This is a genomic window from Janthinobacterium amylolyticum (assembly GCF_051380655.1).
In the GTDB taxonomy this organism is placed as follows: domain Bacteria; phylum Pseudomonadota; class Gammaproteobacteria; order Burkholderiales; family Burkholderiaceae_D; genus Janthinobacterium.
The window spans coordinates 121326-135549 of sequence record NZ_JBNYXL010000012.1 but is presented as its reverse complement, the minus strand read 5'-3'; the positions used below and the strand labels follow the sequence as shown (position 1 = coordinate 135549).

Below are 14224 nucleotides of genomic sequence, written 5' to 3'. Positions count from 1 at the left end.
GGCCGGGAGCCCCGTCCCGCAGGCCCAAGGCCAATCTGGCGGCATCGCCGCCTGTTTCAAGGGTGCAAGGGGCGCTGCGCCCGCAGCAGCGCGTCGAACGCCTCGATGGCCAGCGGCGGCGCAAACAGATAGCCTTGCGCATGGTCGCAACCCAGTTCCAGCAGCAGCGCGCGCTGCATTTCTGTCTCCACCCCTTCGGCAATTACCTGCAGGCCCAGCTTGTGCGCCACGCTGATGATGGCTTCGCACAGGGCCAGTTCGCTGGTGCCGGGCGCCAGCTTGCGCACCATGGCGCCGTCGATCTTCAGGTAATCGATGCCGCATTGCTGCAATTGCGTCAGCGAGGCATGGCCGCTGCCAAAGTCGTCGAGGGCAATCTGCACGCCCGCCGCGCGCAAATGCTGCAGCCGCTGGGCCATGCTCTCGCCAGTTCCCAGCAGCGCGTCTTCGCGCATGTCGAGCACGATGGCCGAGGCGGGCACGCCCAGCGCCTGCAACTGGCGCAGCCAGGCGCCTGGCGCCTCGGCCTCGCGCTGCCACTCCAGCGGCGACAGGTTGATGCACAGCTGCAAGTCGGCTGCGCCGGCATCGCCGCCCGCGCGCCAGCGCTGCAGCTGCGCCGCCGCCGCGCGCAGCACCCAGTCGCCGATTTCCACGATCAGGCCGCTGCTTTCGGCCAGCGCGAGAAAATCGGGCGGGCACACCACGCCCCGCTGCGGATGGTTCCAGCGCAGCAGCGCCTCCGCCTTGACGATGCGCCCGTCCCGCAGCGCCACGATGGGCTGGTAGACCAGCTGCATCTGCTGCTCGCGCAAGGCGGTGCGCAAGTCCGCGCCCAGGCGCATGCGGTTGACGGCCGCCACCTGCAGCGCCGGCGTGAAATAACTGTAGCGGTTGCGTCCCGCGCCTTTCGACACATACATGGCCTGGTCCGCATGCTTGAGCAAGTCTTCGATCGTGCCCGCGTCATCGGGATACAAGGTGATGCCGATCGAGGCGGAGACGAAAGCCTGCTCCTGCCCCAGCAGGAATGGCGCCAGCAAGCCGTCGAGAATTTGCCGGGCGATGCGGTCCACTTGCTGCAAGTCGTCGAGGTCGGACAGGATCACCGTGAATTCATCGCCGCCCAGGCGCGCCACCGTGTCCGTCTCGCGCACGCCCACGCGGATGCGCCGCGCCGCCTCGATCAGCAGGATGTCGCCCTGGTGGTGGCCGAGCGTGTCGTTGACTTCCTTGAAGTGGTCGAGGTCGATGAACAGGATGGCCACGCGGCTGGCATCGCGGCGCCCTTGCGCCAGCGCCTGGCGCAGCCGCTCGTGGAACATGCGGCGGTTCGGCAATTGCGTCAGGGTATCAAAATTGGCTTGCTGCCAGATCAGCGCTTCCGACTGGCGCTTGTCCGTCACGTCTTCCAGCATGCACAGGTGGTGCGGGCCGCCATGGCGCGCCGTGGCGATGGCCGTCACGGAAGCGTCGACCCACACGATGGCGCCATCGGGACGCACGATGCGCTTCGAGTGGCGAAAGCCGAGCACGCTGCGCGCCAGCAATTGCGCCACCTGCTCCTGTTCACCGGGCACGTCGTCGGGATGGCTGATCTCCATCCAGCTGCTTTGCTTCATGTGTTCCAGGCTGCGCCCGGCGATGGCCAGATAGCGCGGATTGATATCCAGAAACTGTCCGCTCACGGTATCGATCAGGGCGATGCCCATCGGCGCTTCCTCGAACATGGTGCGAAAGCGCAATTCGCCCTGGCGGATGGTGTCTTCCGTGCGGCGCCGTTCGCGCGCCAGGTTGCTGAAGTGAAAAGCGGCCGCCACGGCCAGCAGGCTGCCCGCCACGCCCAGCGACAAATACAGCCAGCCCAGGTCGGCGCCCGGCACGGGACGGTAAAGAAAACCCTTGTAGGCGCTGCTGGCCGTGGCATCCGCCGGCAGCAGGCCCATGGCCGCATAGGTATCGGCGATATGCTGCCAGCGCTGGGGATTCATGTAGCCCGGCTCCACCAGCACGGGCTGCAGCAGCAGTTCCATCTGCTGCGCCTCGTACAGCAGGTGCGCGCGGTCGTGGCGCTGGCTGTAGCTGGCGTGGATCAGTTGCGCCATCTGTTCGCGGTGCGCCATCGCATATTGCCAGCCGCGCATGCTGGCCGCGCGGAAAGCCTTGGCCCGTTCAGGATGGCGGCGCAGTTCCTGCTCGCTGGTAAACAGGTTGTCGCCGTAAAAATCGATGCCGGCCGAGCGCGGCGTGAATTGATAGTAGGAAAATCCCGCCCGGTCCAGGTAGTCCGGTTCATTGGTCGAATACGCAGCGATGGCCTCGACCTTGCCATTGATCATGTCCTCGACCCGATAGCTGGGCGGCAAATGCTGCATCTGCCCGGGCGCGACGCCCATTTTCTGCAGGAACAGCGAGACTTCATCGGCGCCGGCGGGCTGGCCGCCGGGCATGCCGATCATCACGGCTGCGCCCGCCAGCTTGCGCACGTCGGGCGCGCCGCCCTGCTGGCGCATCAGCAGCACGCTGGGCGAATGCTGGAACACCACGCCCAGCACCACCACGGGCTTGCCGGCCAGGCGGCTGAGCAGCAAGGTGCTGTTGCCGACGCCGTATTCGGCCCGCCCATCCAGCACGGCGGCCTCGGCGCTGCGCCCGGCGCCGCCTTCGAGCAGCGTGACATCCAGCCCCGCCTCGCGGTAATAGCCCTGCTCGATGGCCGCGTAATAGCCGGCGAACTGGAACTGGTGGGTGAAATTGAGTTGCAGCGCGACCCGCTCCAAGGCTTGCGCCCGGGCCGGAATGGCAAGGAGCAGCAACAGGAAAAGACAGCCCAGCCAGCCATGCGCGCGCCTGCCACCGGACGGCGGCAATCGAGGTCGGCAAGCACGCAATGCTTCCATTGGCATGGCAGGGCACCACAGGAGGACTGCCGAACTGGCAGGGATGAGGCTATTGTAGCCGTCCCTTTTGCCAATGGATAATTATTTCACTCAGGGCAATATCGTTGATGTTTTTGGCAAACAGTCTGGCGCTTGTTTGCGTTAAAACACCACGCCGGCCACCAGAATGACATTCGCATACGGGCTGCACTCGCCCGTGCGCACGATGGCGCGCGCGCCCTTGCTCAATTGCTTGAACTCTTCATGCGTGACCTGGCGCGCATCGGGCAAGGCCAGGGCCGCCACTTGCGCCGCCATGGCCGGGTTGTGTTGCGGCAATTCACTGGCCAGCAGGTGGTACTCAACCTGCATTTCGCTCATTACCGTTTGCACGGTCTCGATGAAGCCGGGCACGCCGCGCGTCAGCGCCAGGTCGATCAGGGGCACGCCCGGCTGCGATGGCAGGCCGGCATCGCCGATGACGAGCATGTCGCCATGGCCCAGCGAGGCGATCATGTGCGACAGTGCAATATTGAGCAGCGGAGTTTTTTTCATGGTCTTAAAACAGCTCGTGCAGGAAAGGAATCGACGTTTGCGCGCCGGGCTTGGTCACGCTCCAGGCGGCCGCGCGCTGGCCCTGGGCTATCGCTTCGGCCTCGTCCATGCCGGACGCCAGGCCGGCGACAAAGCCGCCGATGAAGGTGTCGCCGGCGGCCGTCGTGTCGACGGCTTTCACCGCTTCGGCCGGGAAAGTGGTGTCGCCGCCATACAGGGCCGCGTGCACGCCCTTGGAACCCAAGGTGATGATGACGTTGTCGCTGCCCTGCTTTTGCAGCGCGGCGGCCAGGGCCGCGATATCCGTGCTGTCGGGCGCCACGCCGGCCAGCATGGCCGCTTCGATTTCATTCGGGATCAGGTAGTCGACCAGTTCCAGCACGCCGTCGGGCAAGCTGGCGGCCGGGGCCGGGTTCAGCACCACAGTCTTGCCCAGCGAGCGGGCCAGTTTGATGGCGTGCACGACGGTGTCCATCGGCGTTTCCAGCTGCAGCACGACGATGTCGGCCTGCTCAATTAAGCCTTGCGCCGCGTCGATGTGGGCGGGGCTCAATAAATCGTTGGCGCCGCCGGCGATGACGATGCTGTTCTGCCCGTTGTCGTCGACCAGGATCGAGGCGATGCCGGAAGCCACGCCCGGCAAGGTCGTGATGTGGCTGTCGATGATGCCGTCGCCCACCAGCGCGGAGCGCAACGTCGCGCCAAACGCGTCGTCGCCCACGCAAGCGACCATGGCCACTCGCTGGCCGCCGGCCTCGGCCTTGCCGCTCATGCGCGCGCAAGCGACGGCCTGATTGGCGCCCTTGCCACCAGGAATAGTTCTAAACGCGCCGCCCGTCAGGGTTTCGCCGGGCAGGGGCATGCGCGGCACGCGCAGGACCAGGTCCATATTGATGCTGCCGATAACCACGATCATGATGTCATTCCCATCAGTTCAGTTGCAGGAGAAGAAGTAGGTACAGCAGAAGGTACGGCTGCGGCACTGGAGCCGCGCACGTGCAATTCGGGGGCGATGCTGCGCTGCTGGCGCGGCAAGGCGGGGTCGGCGATGCGGGCCAGCAGGCAGGCCGCCGTGATGTGGCCCAGCTCGCGCGTATTTTGCGCCACGCTGGTCAAGGCCGGGTGCACGAAGCTGGCCAGGTCGATGTCATCGAAGCCGACGACAGCCAGCTCGCCCGGCACGGCAATGCCGCGCTCGGCGGCGGCGCGCAGGGCGCCAAAGGCCATCAGGTCATTGCAGCAGAACAGGGCGTCCGGACGCTGGGCTGTTGGCAGCGCCAGCAGGTCGAGCGCGGCCGCATAGCCGCCCGCGCTGGTAAAGTCGGCATGGCGGCACAGGGCGTCGGCCAGGGTCACGCCCGCGTCCGCCATGGCATCGCGCGCGCCGGCTATGCGCTCGTTGGAAATACGCACTTCACGGGGACCGGCGATGCAGGCCAGGCGCCGGCGTCCCAGGCCCAGCAGATGGCGCGCGGCCAGGGCGCCGCCGGCACGGTTGTCGACGGCCACCGCGTCGATGGCCAGGTCGCAGGGTGCGCGGTCGAGCAGCACGGCCGGCACTTTCATTTTACGCAGCAATTCGCCATCGCTGTCGGCCAGTGCGGACAGAATCAAGCCGTCGCAGCGCTTGGTCAGCAGCACATTCAAATACTCGCGCTGCTTGACGGGGTCGTCATCGGAATTGCACAAAATGACGCTGTAGCCGGCCGCGTAGCAGCTGTCTTCGATACCGCGCGCCACTTCCGAAAAATACGGATTCGTATTGTTGGGGATGATCAGGCCAATGGTGCGCGTGCTGCGGCTGCGCAAGGAACGCGCCAGCGCGCTGGGTACGTAATGCAATTGTTCCACGGCCGCCAGCACGGCGCGGCGCGCCTCGTCGCTGACGGGGCGCGTGTTGTTGAGGACGTGCGAGACGGTGGTAAACGACACCCCCGCCGCCTGCGCCACTTGCTTGATGGTTGCCATGGGCCGGTATTATGAACGCTCGCCGCAGCGGCGATAGGTGTCGAGCACCACGGCGGCGACGATCACCAGGCCCGTGACGATGCGTTTCACGGGTTCCGACACACCCACCTGCGCCAGGCCCGCTTCCAGCACGGAAATGATCAACACGCCGATAAAGGTGCTGATGACGGAACCACGGCCGCCCATCAGGCTCGTGCCGCCGATCACCACGGCGGCGATCACCTGCAATTCCATGCCCACGCCGCCGTTCGGGTCGGCCGCTTCCAGGCGCGACACCTGGAACAGCGCACCGACGCCGGCCAGAAAGCCCATCAGCGCAAAGACCAGCACCTTCGACGGTTTTGTGTTGATGCCGGACAAGCGCACGGCTTCTTCATTCGTGCCGATGCCGATCCAGTGGCGGCCCAGCACCGTGCGCGTGAGCACCAGGTGGCCGATGACAACGATGGCGATCGAGGCGATGAAGGCAGGCGACAGGCCGAAGGCGATGGGCGAGCTGATGCCCTCGACGGCGCTGCCGATATATTCCGTGCGCGAGTTCGTCACTTGATAGGCCATGCCGCGCGCCATTTCCAGCACGCCCAGCGAGACGATGAACGAGGGTATGCGCCAGCCGACGGAAATCAAACCCGTCGTCGCGCCGCAGGCGGCCGCCACCGCCATGCCCAGCATGGCCGCGCTCCACACGGGCCAGCCCCAGTGCACGACAGCGAGCGACAGCACGGAAGCGGCCAGCGCCATCACGGAGCCGACCGACAGATCGATGCCGCCGATGATCAAGACAAACGTCATGCCGACGGCCATCACGACCAGGGTCGGGATGTTGTTCGACAGGGTACTCAAGGTCGCCAGGGTAAAGAAGTTTTCGCTGGCAAACGAGAACAGCACGCACATGGCCAGCAGGGCGCCAATCAGGCCCGCATAGTTTTTCAGGTCGGCCAGGCTGCGCTGCAGATACGAAGGAGAGGAATGGGTGGTCATGGGAATCTTTCCGGCGGATCAGGCCGCAGCTGGAGTGGAAGTGGGAGTCAAATAGCCGGAGAAGGCGGCCGACAGCAGCGCGTCCTGGCTCCAGGCGCCGCGCTCGAAGGTCTCGACGATGCTGCCGGCGCTCATGACGGCGATGCGGTCGCAGATCAGCATCAGTTCGCGCAAGTCGCTCGATACAATGACCAGACCCTTGCCCTGCCGCGCCTGTTCGGCCAGCACCTGATAAATATCAAACTTGGCACCGATATCGATGCCGCGCGTGGGCTCGTCGAACAGCATCACGGGGCAGTCGCGGTACAGCCAGCGGGCGATCACCACCTTTTGCTGGTTGCCGCCGGACAGCTCGGCCACCGTTTGCGCGCTGTTGCGCGAGCGGATGCCCAGGCGTTGAATATAGTCATCGGCCACCGTCGCTTCGGCCGCGTCGTTCAGCCAGCCGGCGCCACTGACGGTGTCGAGCGAGGCCAGCGTCGTGTTGACGGCGATGGACTGGCGCAACAGCAAGCCTTGGCCCTTGCGGTCTTCCGTGATCATGGCGATGCCGGCTTTGACGGCCGCCTGCGGCGAGTGCAAGGCGGCAGGCGTGGCGCTGTCACCGAGGAACACCTCGCCCGCATCGGCGCGGTCGGCGCCGAAGATCAGGCGCAGCAGTTCCGTGCGGCCCGAGCCGATCAGGCCGGCGATGCCGAGGATTTCGCCGGCACGCAAGTCGAACGAGGTGGGGTTGACCACCGTGCCGCGCGCCAGGCCGCGCACGCGCAGCAGCGGCGCGCCCAGCGTGCGCCCGCTCAGGTCCACGGCGTCGTCGGCCGAGCGGCCCACCATCAGGCTGACCAGGTCGGCGGCCGAGTGGCCGGCGATGGCGTCGTCGCACACCAGCTGGCCGTCGCGCAGCACGGCGATGCGGTCGGCCACGCGCTTGAGTTCTTCCAGGCGGTGGGAAATATAGATGATGCACACGCCTTCGGCTTTCAGGCGCTCGATTTGCAGGAACAGCAGTTCCACTTCGCGGTGCGTCAGCATGGCCGTCGGTTCGTCAAGCACCAGCAGGCGGCAGGCACCGATCAGGTTGCGCGCGATCTCGATCATTTGCTGGTGGCCAATGCCCAGTTCGCCCACCAGGGTCCACGGGTCGAGGCCGCCCAGGCCGACTTTTTCCATCTGCTCGCGCGCGTCGCGTTCGAGGCGCGTACGGTCGATGAAACCGAAACGCTGCGGCAGATTTTTCAGGTACAGGTTTTCCGCGATCGACAGGGTGGGAATCAGATTGAGTTCCTGCATCACCATGCGGATGCCCAGCGCCTCGGCGGCACCGCGCGAAGCGGGCTGGTACGGCTTGCCGTCGAGCAGCATGCTGCCCGTCGTGGCTTGCTCCAGGCCGCAGATGATCTTCGACAAGGTGCTCTTGCCCGCACCGTTTTCGCCCGTCAGCGCCAGCACCTGGCCAGCAGCGAAGCGCAAGCCCACGCCGCCCAGCACGGGGCCGACATAGGACTTGCCGATGTTATCCAGGGTCAATAGAGGGGGGGCGGCTGATGGCGCCGGGGGGATGTCGGTAGGCATGATAAAACTCCGCAGAAAAAGACGGCGGGGCCGGCGCCAGCAATGCTGCTATGGCGCTGGCCCCGGCGGGATCAGACGATCAGGCGATCAGGACTGGGCGCCCTTGGTGACCAGTTCGACCTTGGTTTCGATGACGCCACCCAGATCGGCTTGTTTCTTTTTCTGCGCCAGGGCTTTGAGCACGGTGTCGATGCCGAACACGGCTTGCTGCGAACCGAACTGGTCGGCGGTAGCCAGCACGCGGCCATCGGCCAGCATCGGCTTGATGGCGTTGATGTTGTCGTAGCCGACGACCAGCACTTTGCCCGTCTTGCCGGCCGCCTTGATGGCGGAAATGGCACCGATGGCCATGTTGTCGTTACCGCACAGCAAAGCCTTGATGTTCGGGTTGGCGTTCAGCATGGCGGCAGCCACCGTGTTGGCCGGGGCGATTTCCCACTGGCCCGACTGCACGCTGACGACTTTCGCACCAGCTGCGCCCATGGCGTCCTGGAAACCCAGGGTGCGCTGCTGCGCGTTATAGGTGGTCGAGACTCCTTCGATGATGCCGACGGGGTCGCCCTTCTTGATCTGCTTGGCCAGGTAGTCGCCCACCACCTTGGCGCCCTTGCGGTTGTCCGGACCGACGAACGGCACGCTGATGCCCTTCTCTTTCAGGGCGCCTTCGTCGAGCTTGTTATCGATATTGACGACGATGATGCCCGCGTCGATGGCTTTCTTCAGCACCGGCACCAGCGCTTTCGAGTCGGCCGGCGCGATCACCAGCGCGTTGACGCGCGAGACGATCATTTGCTCGACCAGCTTGATCTGGCTCGACGTATCCGTTTCATCCTTGATGCCGTTCGACAGCAGGTCGTACTTGGCGGCATTTGCCTTCTGATGCGCCTTGGCGCCATTTTCCATGGTCAGGAAGAATTCATTGGCGAGCGACTTCATCACCAGTGCGACCTTCGGCTTTGCTGGCGTTTGCGCCATCGCCGGCACGGCGGGCAAGGCGCACACCAGGACAGCGGCGGCAATCATTTTCAGGCGAATACGGGATGTCATGACAGTCTCCAGAGTTGTTGGGCAAGCACGTGTACGCCATGCTTTTTAGGAAATACGTTGCGCGCAAACGTTTGCGCGAAGCGAATAGTGCCTCAATGCCCTATAACAGTGCAAGCAAAACTGTAGCTGCGGTGCAGCAAAAACACGGCGCCCAGAGGGAAATGGGCAAGCTGATGCGATCAGCCTGCCGGGGAGAATTGGCCGCAAATCAAGCGTTTGTTGCAGGACGGCCACTGCTCCATTGCACGGCCAGCACGCTGGCCAGCACCAGCAGCAGGCCCAGCATCGACCAGCCCGTCATGGCCTGGCCCAGCAAGGCCCAGCCCAGCACCACGGCCATCAGGGGACTGAGCAGTCCCAGCGAGGAGACGGCCACGGGCGACAGGCGGGCAATGCCGCGAAACCACAAGGCGTACGCCAGCAGGGCGCCGGCCAGGCACAGATAGGCATAGGCCAGCACTTGCTGCACGGATAAGACCGGCAGCGGCGCATCGGCCAGCCAGGCCACGGGCGCCAGCATCAGGCCGCCCAGCAGCAATTGCCAGCCCGTCAGCGCCAGCACGGGCAAGTCCGGCTTCCAGCGCCGCGTCAAGTAGGTGCCGGCTGCCATGCAGGCCGTGCCGCCCAGCGCGGCGGCGATGCCGACCGGTTCCCACACCGTGCGCGGCGACAACAGCAACACGCCCATGCCGGCCACGCCCAGCACGCTCGCCGCCAGTGCCAGGCGCGCCGGACGGCGCCCTTCCACGCCCCAGGCCAGCCCCATCACCAGCAGCGGCTGGATGGCGCCCACCACGGCCGCCAGGCCGCCCGGCAAGCGGTAGGCGGCCACGAACAGCAGCGCCTGGAATACGCCGATATTTAACGCCGACAAGATCAGCACGCGGCACCAGTCGCGCCGCGCGGGCAGGCGCCGCATGAGGAGCAGCAACAGCAGTCCGGCCGGCAGCACGCGGATCAGGGCCGCCGTGAACGGCCGGTCCGGCGGCAGCAGTTCGGACGTGACGATATACGTGGAACCCCAGATCAAGGGGGCCAGCGCCGTGAGCAGGATATCGCCCCAGGCGGGGCGAACAGAGAAAGCAGGCATAAACTATCTCGACATCAAGATAAAAATCCAGTGTGGCCGCAAACTATCTTGATGTCAAGATAAATTGACTGGCGCGCCGTGGCGGGCGGACGTAAAAAAGCCCGGCATGGCCGGGCTCGGGACTGCGCACGGCGGCAAGCTGCCGCACCGGGAGAGCTGTTTAGTCCCGCACGCGCTGCAGCACCGCGATCGGCATGCCGCCGAGCAAGAGCGTGGCAGTATTGTTGCTATTGCTCAGGCTAATCTGCATGGCCACGCCGCCACGCTCTTCCGAGACGACCGTCACCACATTGCCCTCGGAGGCAAAGGTGGCCTGACTTGCGTTGCCATGCTCGTCAATCATGGTGTCCTTGGTAAATTCCAGCACTTCGCCCGTCGCGCTCTTCCATTTGCCCACCAGCGGGTGGCCGCCAAAGCTGAACAGGCCTTTCAGCTTGTCCAGCATGCCCGGTCCCTGCGCGCCGGACGCATTGCCCATGGCGCCCGCCATGGCCATGGCCGCCTGGTTCAGCTGCGCACGGTCGGTGACTTGCCATTGCTTGTCGACCAGCGCCAGCGGCAACCGCACTTCCAGGTCGCTTTGCGGCAAGCGTTGCAGGATCACTGCGCGGTCCGCCGATTTGGCCAGCCACGCCGCCTCGTCCGTCAACACCAGCGTGGCTGTCGCCATCGCCACCGGCTGACCGCCGATTTCGCGTACCTGCTCGTAGCCGCTGACCTTGGACACTTTCACGCCCTTGGCCAGGCACAGCTTGTCGCCGCGCAAGGCCGCCTTGCCGGGGGCGGCCAGCGCGTAGACAAATTGCGACTGCGCAATCCAGCCACCGCTGCTCTGCTCGACGGGGCCTGTGTACAGGCCGCTACGCACCAGCGCATCGAGCCACTGCCGGGTCGATGTATCGTACGAAGCCACGCGGATTTCTTCCTTCTGGTAGGGCAAGTTGGTGAGGCAGATCAACTTGTCGCGCGCCGCCTCGTCCGCCGCCAGGTGGGCGTCGATGGCGCGGCCAAAACTGCTGGCCGACGCCGCTTCCGGCGCCAGCAGCCACGCCAGGGCGCCGCCAGCCACGATGACCACCGCCAGCACGCCGCCGGCGAGGATAACGTGGTGCCGCTTCACGCCGGACAGCGCCGGCGCTTGCATCGGTACCTGCGCCGGTGCCGGTGCCGGTGCCGGCGCAGGCGCTGGTGCTGGCGCCGCTGCGGCGTTCACGGCGTTGCCGCACTCATCGCAAAAGCGCGCGTCGGGCGTGTGGGCGGTGCCGCACTTTTTACAGAATTGCGCCATGATTCGCCTTACTTGAGCTTATGCGCGCATTCGCCGCAGAACGCGTCGTCGGACGCGACCGGGGCCTTGCAGCTTGGGCAGTGCAGGCTGTCCGCAGGCGCGGCGGCTGGTGCGGACGGTGCGGCTGGTGCGGCTGGTGCCGCTGCCGGCGCAGTGGCCGATGCCGCAGCCTGTTCGGCCAGGGCGCGCGCGCGTTCACGCGCTTCCTCGGCTTTTTTCTTGACCGTGGCCAGGCCGTCGTTCAGGCTCGCTTCGGAAGCGCTGAAATCGACGTTGCGCGTGGCGTCCAGGTAAATGATGCACACGCCCTTGGTGAAAATCAGGCCAGGCACGACGGCCGCGGCCGCCATCAGCAGGCCGCCGCCCAGGCCGGCAGCGATGATGTAGCCGGAACCGGAACCGCCACGGCCCAGGCCCGAGGCCAGCGCATACATATTCATTTCACCCATGCTGAGGATGCCAGCCGACATGCCGCTGGTCAGCGACACGCCCGTGCCCAGTACGCCAAAGATCAGCAGCGCCACGAACGTGGTGATCAGGAACAGCAGCACTTCCAGCAGGATCACGGACACCAGCTTGGTGCGCACGATCTGGTTCAGGCGGGCAATGATCTGGAACACGCTGGCACCGGACCAGGCGGCAGGGCCGGCCAGCGGCAGCATCACGTAGAACAGCGCAAACACCAGCACGCCCAGCACGATGGCCGACAGCGGGAAGACCAGCGTGTACAGCACGGGGCCGAGCACGGGGATCTTGCAGACGAACAAGATAATGGCGATGGCGATCATGGCCGCCAGCACGATGAGGAATTCCAGGAAGACGACCGCGATCAGGCGGTGGCTCGTGTACAGCGAAACGAGCACGGCATCGGCCAGGCTCATGCCAGGCTGGCCTTGCACATCACGCATCAGCAGGATGCCCACGGCGTTGGAGCCGTAGAACATCACGAGGAAGGCCATCAGGCCGCCCAGGAAGGCCAGCAGCACGCTGCTCATGCTGCCGGCGAGCATCGTCAGCACGCCTCCGACGAGTACGGCGCCTATGAAGGTCAGGGCCAGCAGCGCGATGGCGCGGAAGTTCTTGATGGCGTCGGTCGCTTCGATCAGCGATCCTACGGCGGAGGAAAAGGGAAGAGGTTTTTGTGCTTCAGTGGAAATGGTCATGTCTAGCCTGGATGGGGTAAATCGGGGAACGGGACGACCGGCATGGCCGCCCCGTGGCAATCAATGTCAGTAGGCGCGGGCCAGCTGCAGCTCGGCCGCAGGCGCTGCGCGCTGGACGATTTGCAGCTTGACGTCCTGGCCGCCGACGCGCTTGTTGTTCAGGTACAGGGCCGTGCGCACGGGATAAATACCCTGCGGTACGCCTTCCGGCATGGGAATCGAGAAGCCGCCCTTGTAGGCACCGCTGCCGTTGTTGCTGCTGACCACCTTGCGCACGGTCTTGATCAGGTCGCCATTGGGCTTGAACAGGCTCAGTTCCTCTTCCACCAGCGGGTTCGGATCGCGCGTGCCGGCTGCCACTTCGATATACGAATTGGTCTGCGCCTTCTGGCCCGGACGCACGGACGCCGGCGTGAAGCCCGTCTCGTATTTCACCAGGGTCGACTGCTCGGGCAGCTTGCCCTTGTTGGCCACTTTGTAGTCGGTTTGCACCTGCTGCGCCGTCTTGACTTGCTGGCTCTGGTAATTCAGGGCCACGCAGGCAAGCGCGCCCAGGCTGGCGCCCAGGGCCGCGCCGCGCACGGTGTTGTTGCCGCCGCCCAGCAAGCCGCCGACAACGGCGCCGATGCCGGCCAGCATGGCCGTATTGCATTCACCGCTGGCCGCGTCCGCGCCTGCCGTGGTGTTGCCGTTGGTGCCGGTGGCGCCAGGGGTGCCTTGCGTGGCGCAGCCGGCCAGCATCGATGACACGACCAGCATCGCCACCATGGGAGTAGCCAATTTTTTCAAGTTTTTCACGTTATTCTCCGGAAGGAACACAATAGGAATGGGAAGCAAGCAGCGCCGCTTACTCGATCTGGATTTGCGACAGCGCCTTGTCCTGCGCTTCTTTCGCCTTGCGCTTGATGTCGAGCGCATGACGGTTGCCCGTGTCCATGCGCAGCACGGCATTCGCGTTGGCAATGGCGCAGTCGTATTTGCGCTGGCTCATGCAATGGCTCGCTTCCGACAGGCTGTCCGTGATCACGCTTTCCAGCCCGGCAGACTTGTTGACGGGCGCGGCAGGCGGCACGGCCTTGACGGGCTTGGCGGGTTTTTCCACCACCGGTGGCGCGACTGGCGCTGGCGCAGGTTCAGGGGCGGGCGCGGCGGCCGGCACGGGCGCCGGTGCCGGCTCGGCTGGCGTGACGGCAGGCTCGGCCGCCTTGGCGCCATCGAGCAGCGGATCGCTGATGGCCAGCGGCGCGTCGGCTGCCGGTGCCGCTTCGACCGGCGTTGCCGGTGCGGTGACGACGGCTTCCTGCGGCGGCACGGGCGCGGCTGGCGTGCCGGACATGTAATAGAAGCCGCCGGCCGCAGCCAGCACCACCACGGCAGCGACGGCGGCGATGATCACCTTGTTCTTGCCGGCTGGCTGGCTGCCGGACGGTACATCGGCCACCTTGGCTGGGGCGGACTCTGCTGCTGGCGCGGCAGGGGCGGGCGCAGGTGCGGGCCGTGGATCGGCAACACGCTTTTCCAGGACGGGCGGCGGCGGTGTCGGCTTGCTCAGGCTGGGGGGCGCGGCTGCCGGGACAGGTGCCGCTGCAGGAGCAGCTTCAATCGCCGGCACGGGTATTGGCTCAGGCGTTAGCTCAAGACTTAACTCAGGCGTTGGCTCAGATGCTGGCTCAGGCAATGG

Annotated in this window: 12 protein-coding genes; all 12 read right to left on the bottom strand. The window is 65.7% G+C overall.

The window, feature by feature from the left end; translation table 11 throughout:
* Window positions 1-56 precede the first annotated feature (56 nt).
* Entirely contained in the window at window positions 57-2780 is a 2724-nt protein-coding gene (locus ACQ4WR_RS23865) for an EAL domain-containing protein (protein ID WP_436490321.1), read from the bottom strand.
* A 261-nt stretch (window positions 2781-3041) separates the two neighbouring features.
* Window positions 3042-3434 (bottom strand): D-ribose pyranase, encoded by a 393-nt coding sequence (gene rbsD / locus ACQ4WR_RS23860; RefSeq protein WP_102298806.1) that lies wholly within the window; start codon window positions 3432-3434, stop codon window positions 3042-3044.
* 4 nt (window positions 3435-3438) lie between these two features.
* Window positions 3439-4350, bottom strand: coding sequence for a ribokinase (gene rbsK / locus ACQ4WR_RS23855; RefSeq protein WP_436490319.1), 912 nt, complete (start codon window positions 4348-4350; stop codon window positions 3439-3441).
* Window positions 4347-5402, bottom strand: a complete 1056-nt coding sequence (locus ACQ4WR_RS23850) for a LacI family DNA-binding transcriptional regulator (protein ID WP_436490317.1) — start codon at window positions 5400-5402, stop codon at window positions 4347-4349. The genes rbsK and ACQ4WR_RS23850 overlap by 4 nt, the downstream gene beginning before the upstream one ends.
* Before the next feature lie 9 nt (window positions 5403-5411).
* On the bottom strand, window positions 5412-6383 hold the full coding sequence (locus ACQ4WR_RS23845; RefSeq protein WP_436490315.1) for an ABC transporter permease: 972 nt from the start codon (window positions 6381-6383) through the stop codon (window positions 5412-5414).
* An 18-nt stretch (window positions 6384-6401) separates the two neighbouring features.
* Window positions 6402-7955 carry a sugar ABC transporter ATP-binding protein gene (locus tag ACQ4WR_RS23840; protein ID WP_436490313.1) on the bottom strand — a complete coding sequence of 518 codons (1554 nt, stop codon included), beginning with the start codon at window positions 7953-7955 and terminating at the stop codon, window positions 6402-6404.
* An 87-nt stretch (window positions 7956-8042) separates the two neighbouring features.
* The gene (locus ACQ4WR_RS23835; protein WP_102298816.1) at window positions 8043-9002 is read right to left on the bottom strand and encodes a sugar ABC transporter substrate-binding protein; all 960 of its coding nucleotides are present in this window, start codon (window positions 9000-9002) and stop codon (window positions 8043-8045) included.
* Window positions 9003-9210: 208 nt separating this feature from the next.
* Complete coding sequence (locus ACQ4WR_RS23830; protein ID WP_436490311.1) at window positions 9211-10092, bottom strand: EamA family transporter; 882 nt, start codon at window positions 10090-10092, stop codon at window positions 9211-9213.
* 160 nt (window positions 10093-10252) lie between these two features.
* Entirely contained in the window at window positions 10253-11380 is a 1128-nt protein-coding gene (locus ACQ4WR_RS23825; RefSeq protein ID WP_436490309.1) for a zinc-ribbon domain-containing protein, read from the bottom strand.
* Between the two features lie 8 nt (window positions 11381-11388).
* Window positions 11389-12543, bottom strand: coding sequence for a hypothetical protein (locus ACQ4WR_RS23820; protein ID WP_436490307.1), 1155 nt, complete (start codon window positions 12541-12543; stop codon window positions 11389-11391).
* A 66-nt stretch (window positions 12544-12609) separates the two neighbouring features.
* The gene (locus ACQ4WR_RS23815) at window positions 12610-13341 is read right to left on the bottom strand and encodes a hypothetical protein (RefSeq protein WP_436490305.1); all 732 of its coding nucleotides are present in this window, start codon (window positions 13339-13341) and stop codon (window positions 12610-12612) included.
* 49 nt (window positions 13342-13390) lie between these two features.
* Complete coding sequence (locus ACQ4WR_RS23810; RefSeq protein WP_436490422.1) at window positions 13391-14155, bottom strand: hypothetical protein; 765 nt, start codon at window positions 14153-14155, stop codon at window positions 13391-13393.
* Window positions 14156-14224 lie beyond the last annotated feature (69 nt).

Coding starts and splice junctions, on each gene's coding strand:
- ACQ4WR_RS23840 (WP_436490313.1), bottom strand. CDS start 7,955: ATGCCTACCGACATCCCCCCGGCGCCATCAGCCGCCCCCCCTCTATTG.
- ACQ4WR_RS23820 (WP_436490307.1), bottom strand. CDS start 12,543: ATGACCATTTCCACTGAAGCACAAAAACCTCTTCCCTTTTCCTCCGCC.
- ACQ4WR_RS23830 (WP_436490311.1), bottom strand. CDS start 10,092: ATGCCTGCTTTCTCTGTTCGCCCCGCCTGGGGCGATATCCTGCTCACG.
- ACQ4WR_RS23845 (WP_436490315.1), bottom strand. CDS start 6,383: ATGACCACCCATTCCTCTCCTTCGTATCTGCAGCGCAGCCTGGCCGAC.
- ACQ4WR_RS23825 (WP_436490309.1), bottom strand. CDS start 11,380: ATGGCGCAATTCTGTAAAAAGTGCGGCACCGCCCACACGCCCGACGCG.
- rbsK (WP_436490319.1), bottom strand. CDS start 4,350: ATGATCGTGGTTATCGGCAGCATCAATATGGACCTGGTCCTGCGCGTG.
- rbsD (WP_102298806.1), bottom strand. CDS start 3,434: ATGAAAAAAACTCCGCTGCTCAATATTGCACTGTCGCACATGATCGCC.
- ACQ4WR_RS23835 (WP_102298816.1), bottom strand. CDS start 9,002: ATGACATCCCGTATTCGCCTGAAAATGATTGCCGCCGCTGTCCTGGTG.
- ACQ4WR_RS23850 (WP_436490317.1), bottom strand. CDS start 5,402: ATGGCAACCATCAAGCAAGTGGCGCAGGCGGCGGGGGTGTCGTTTACC.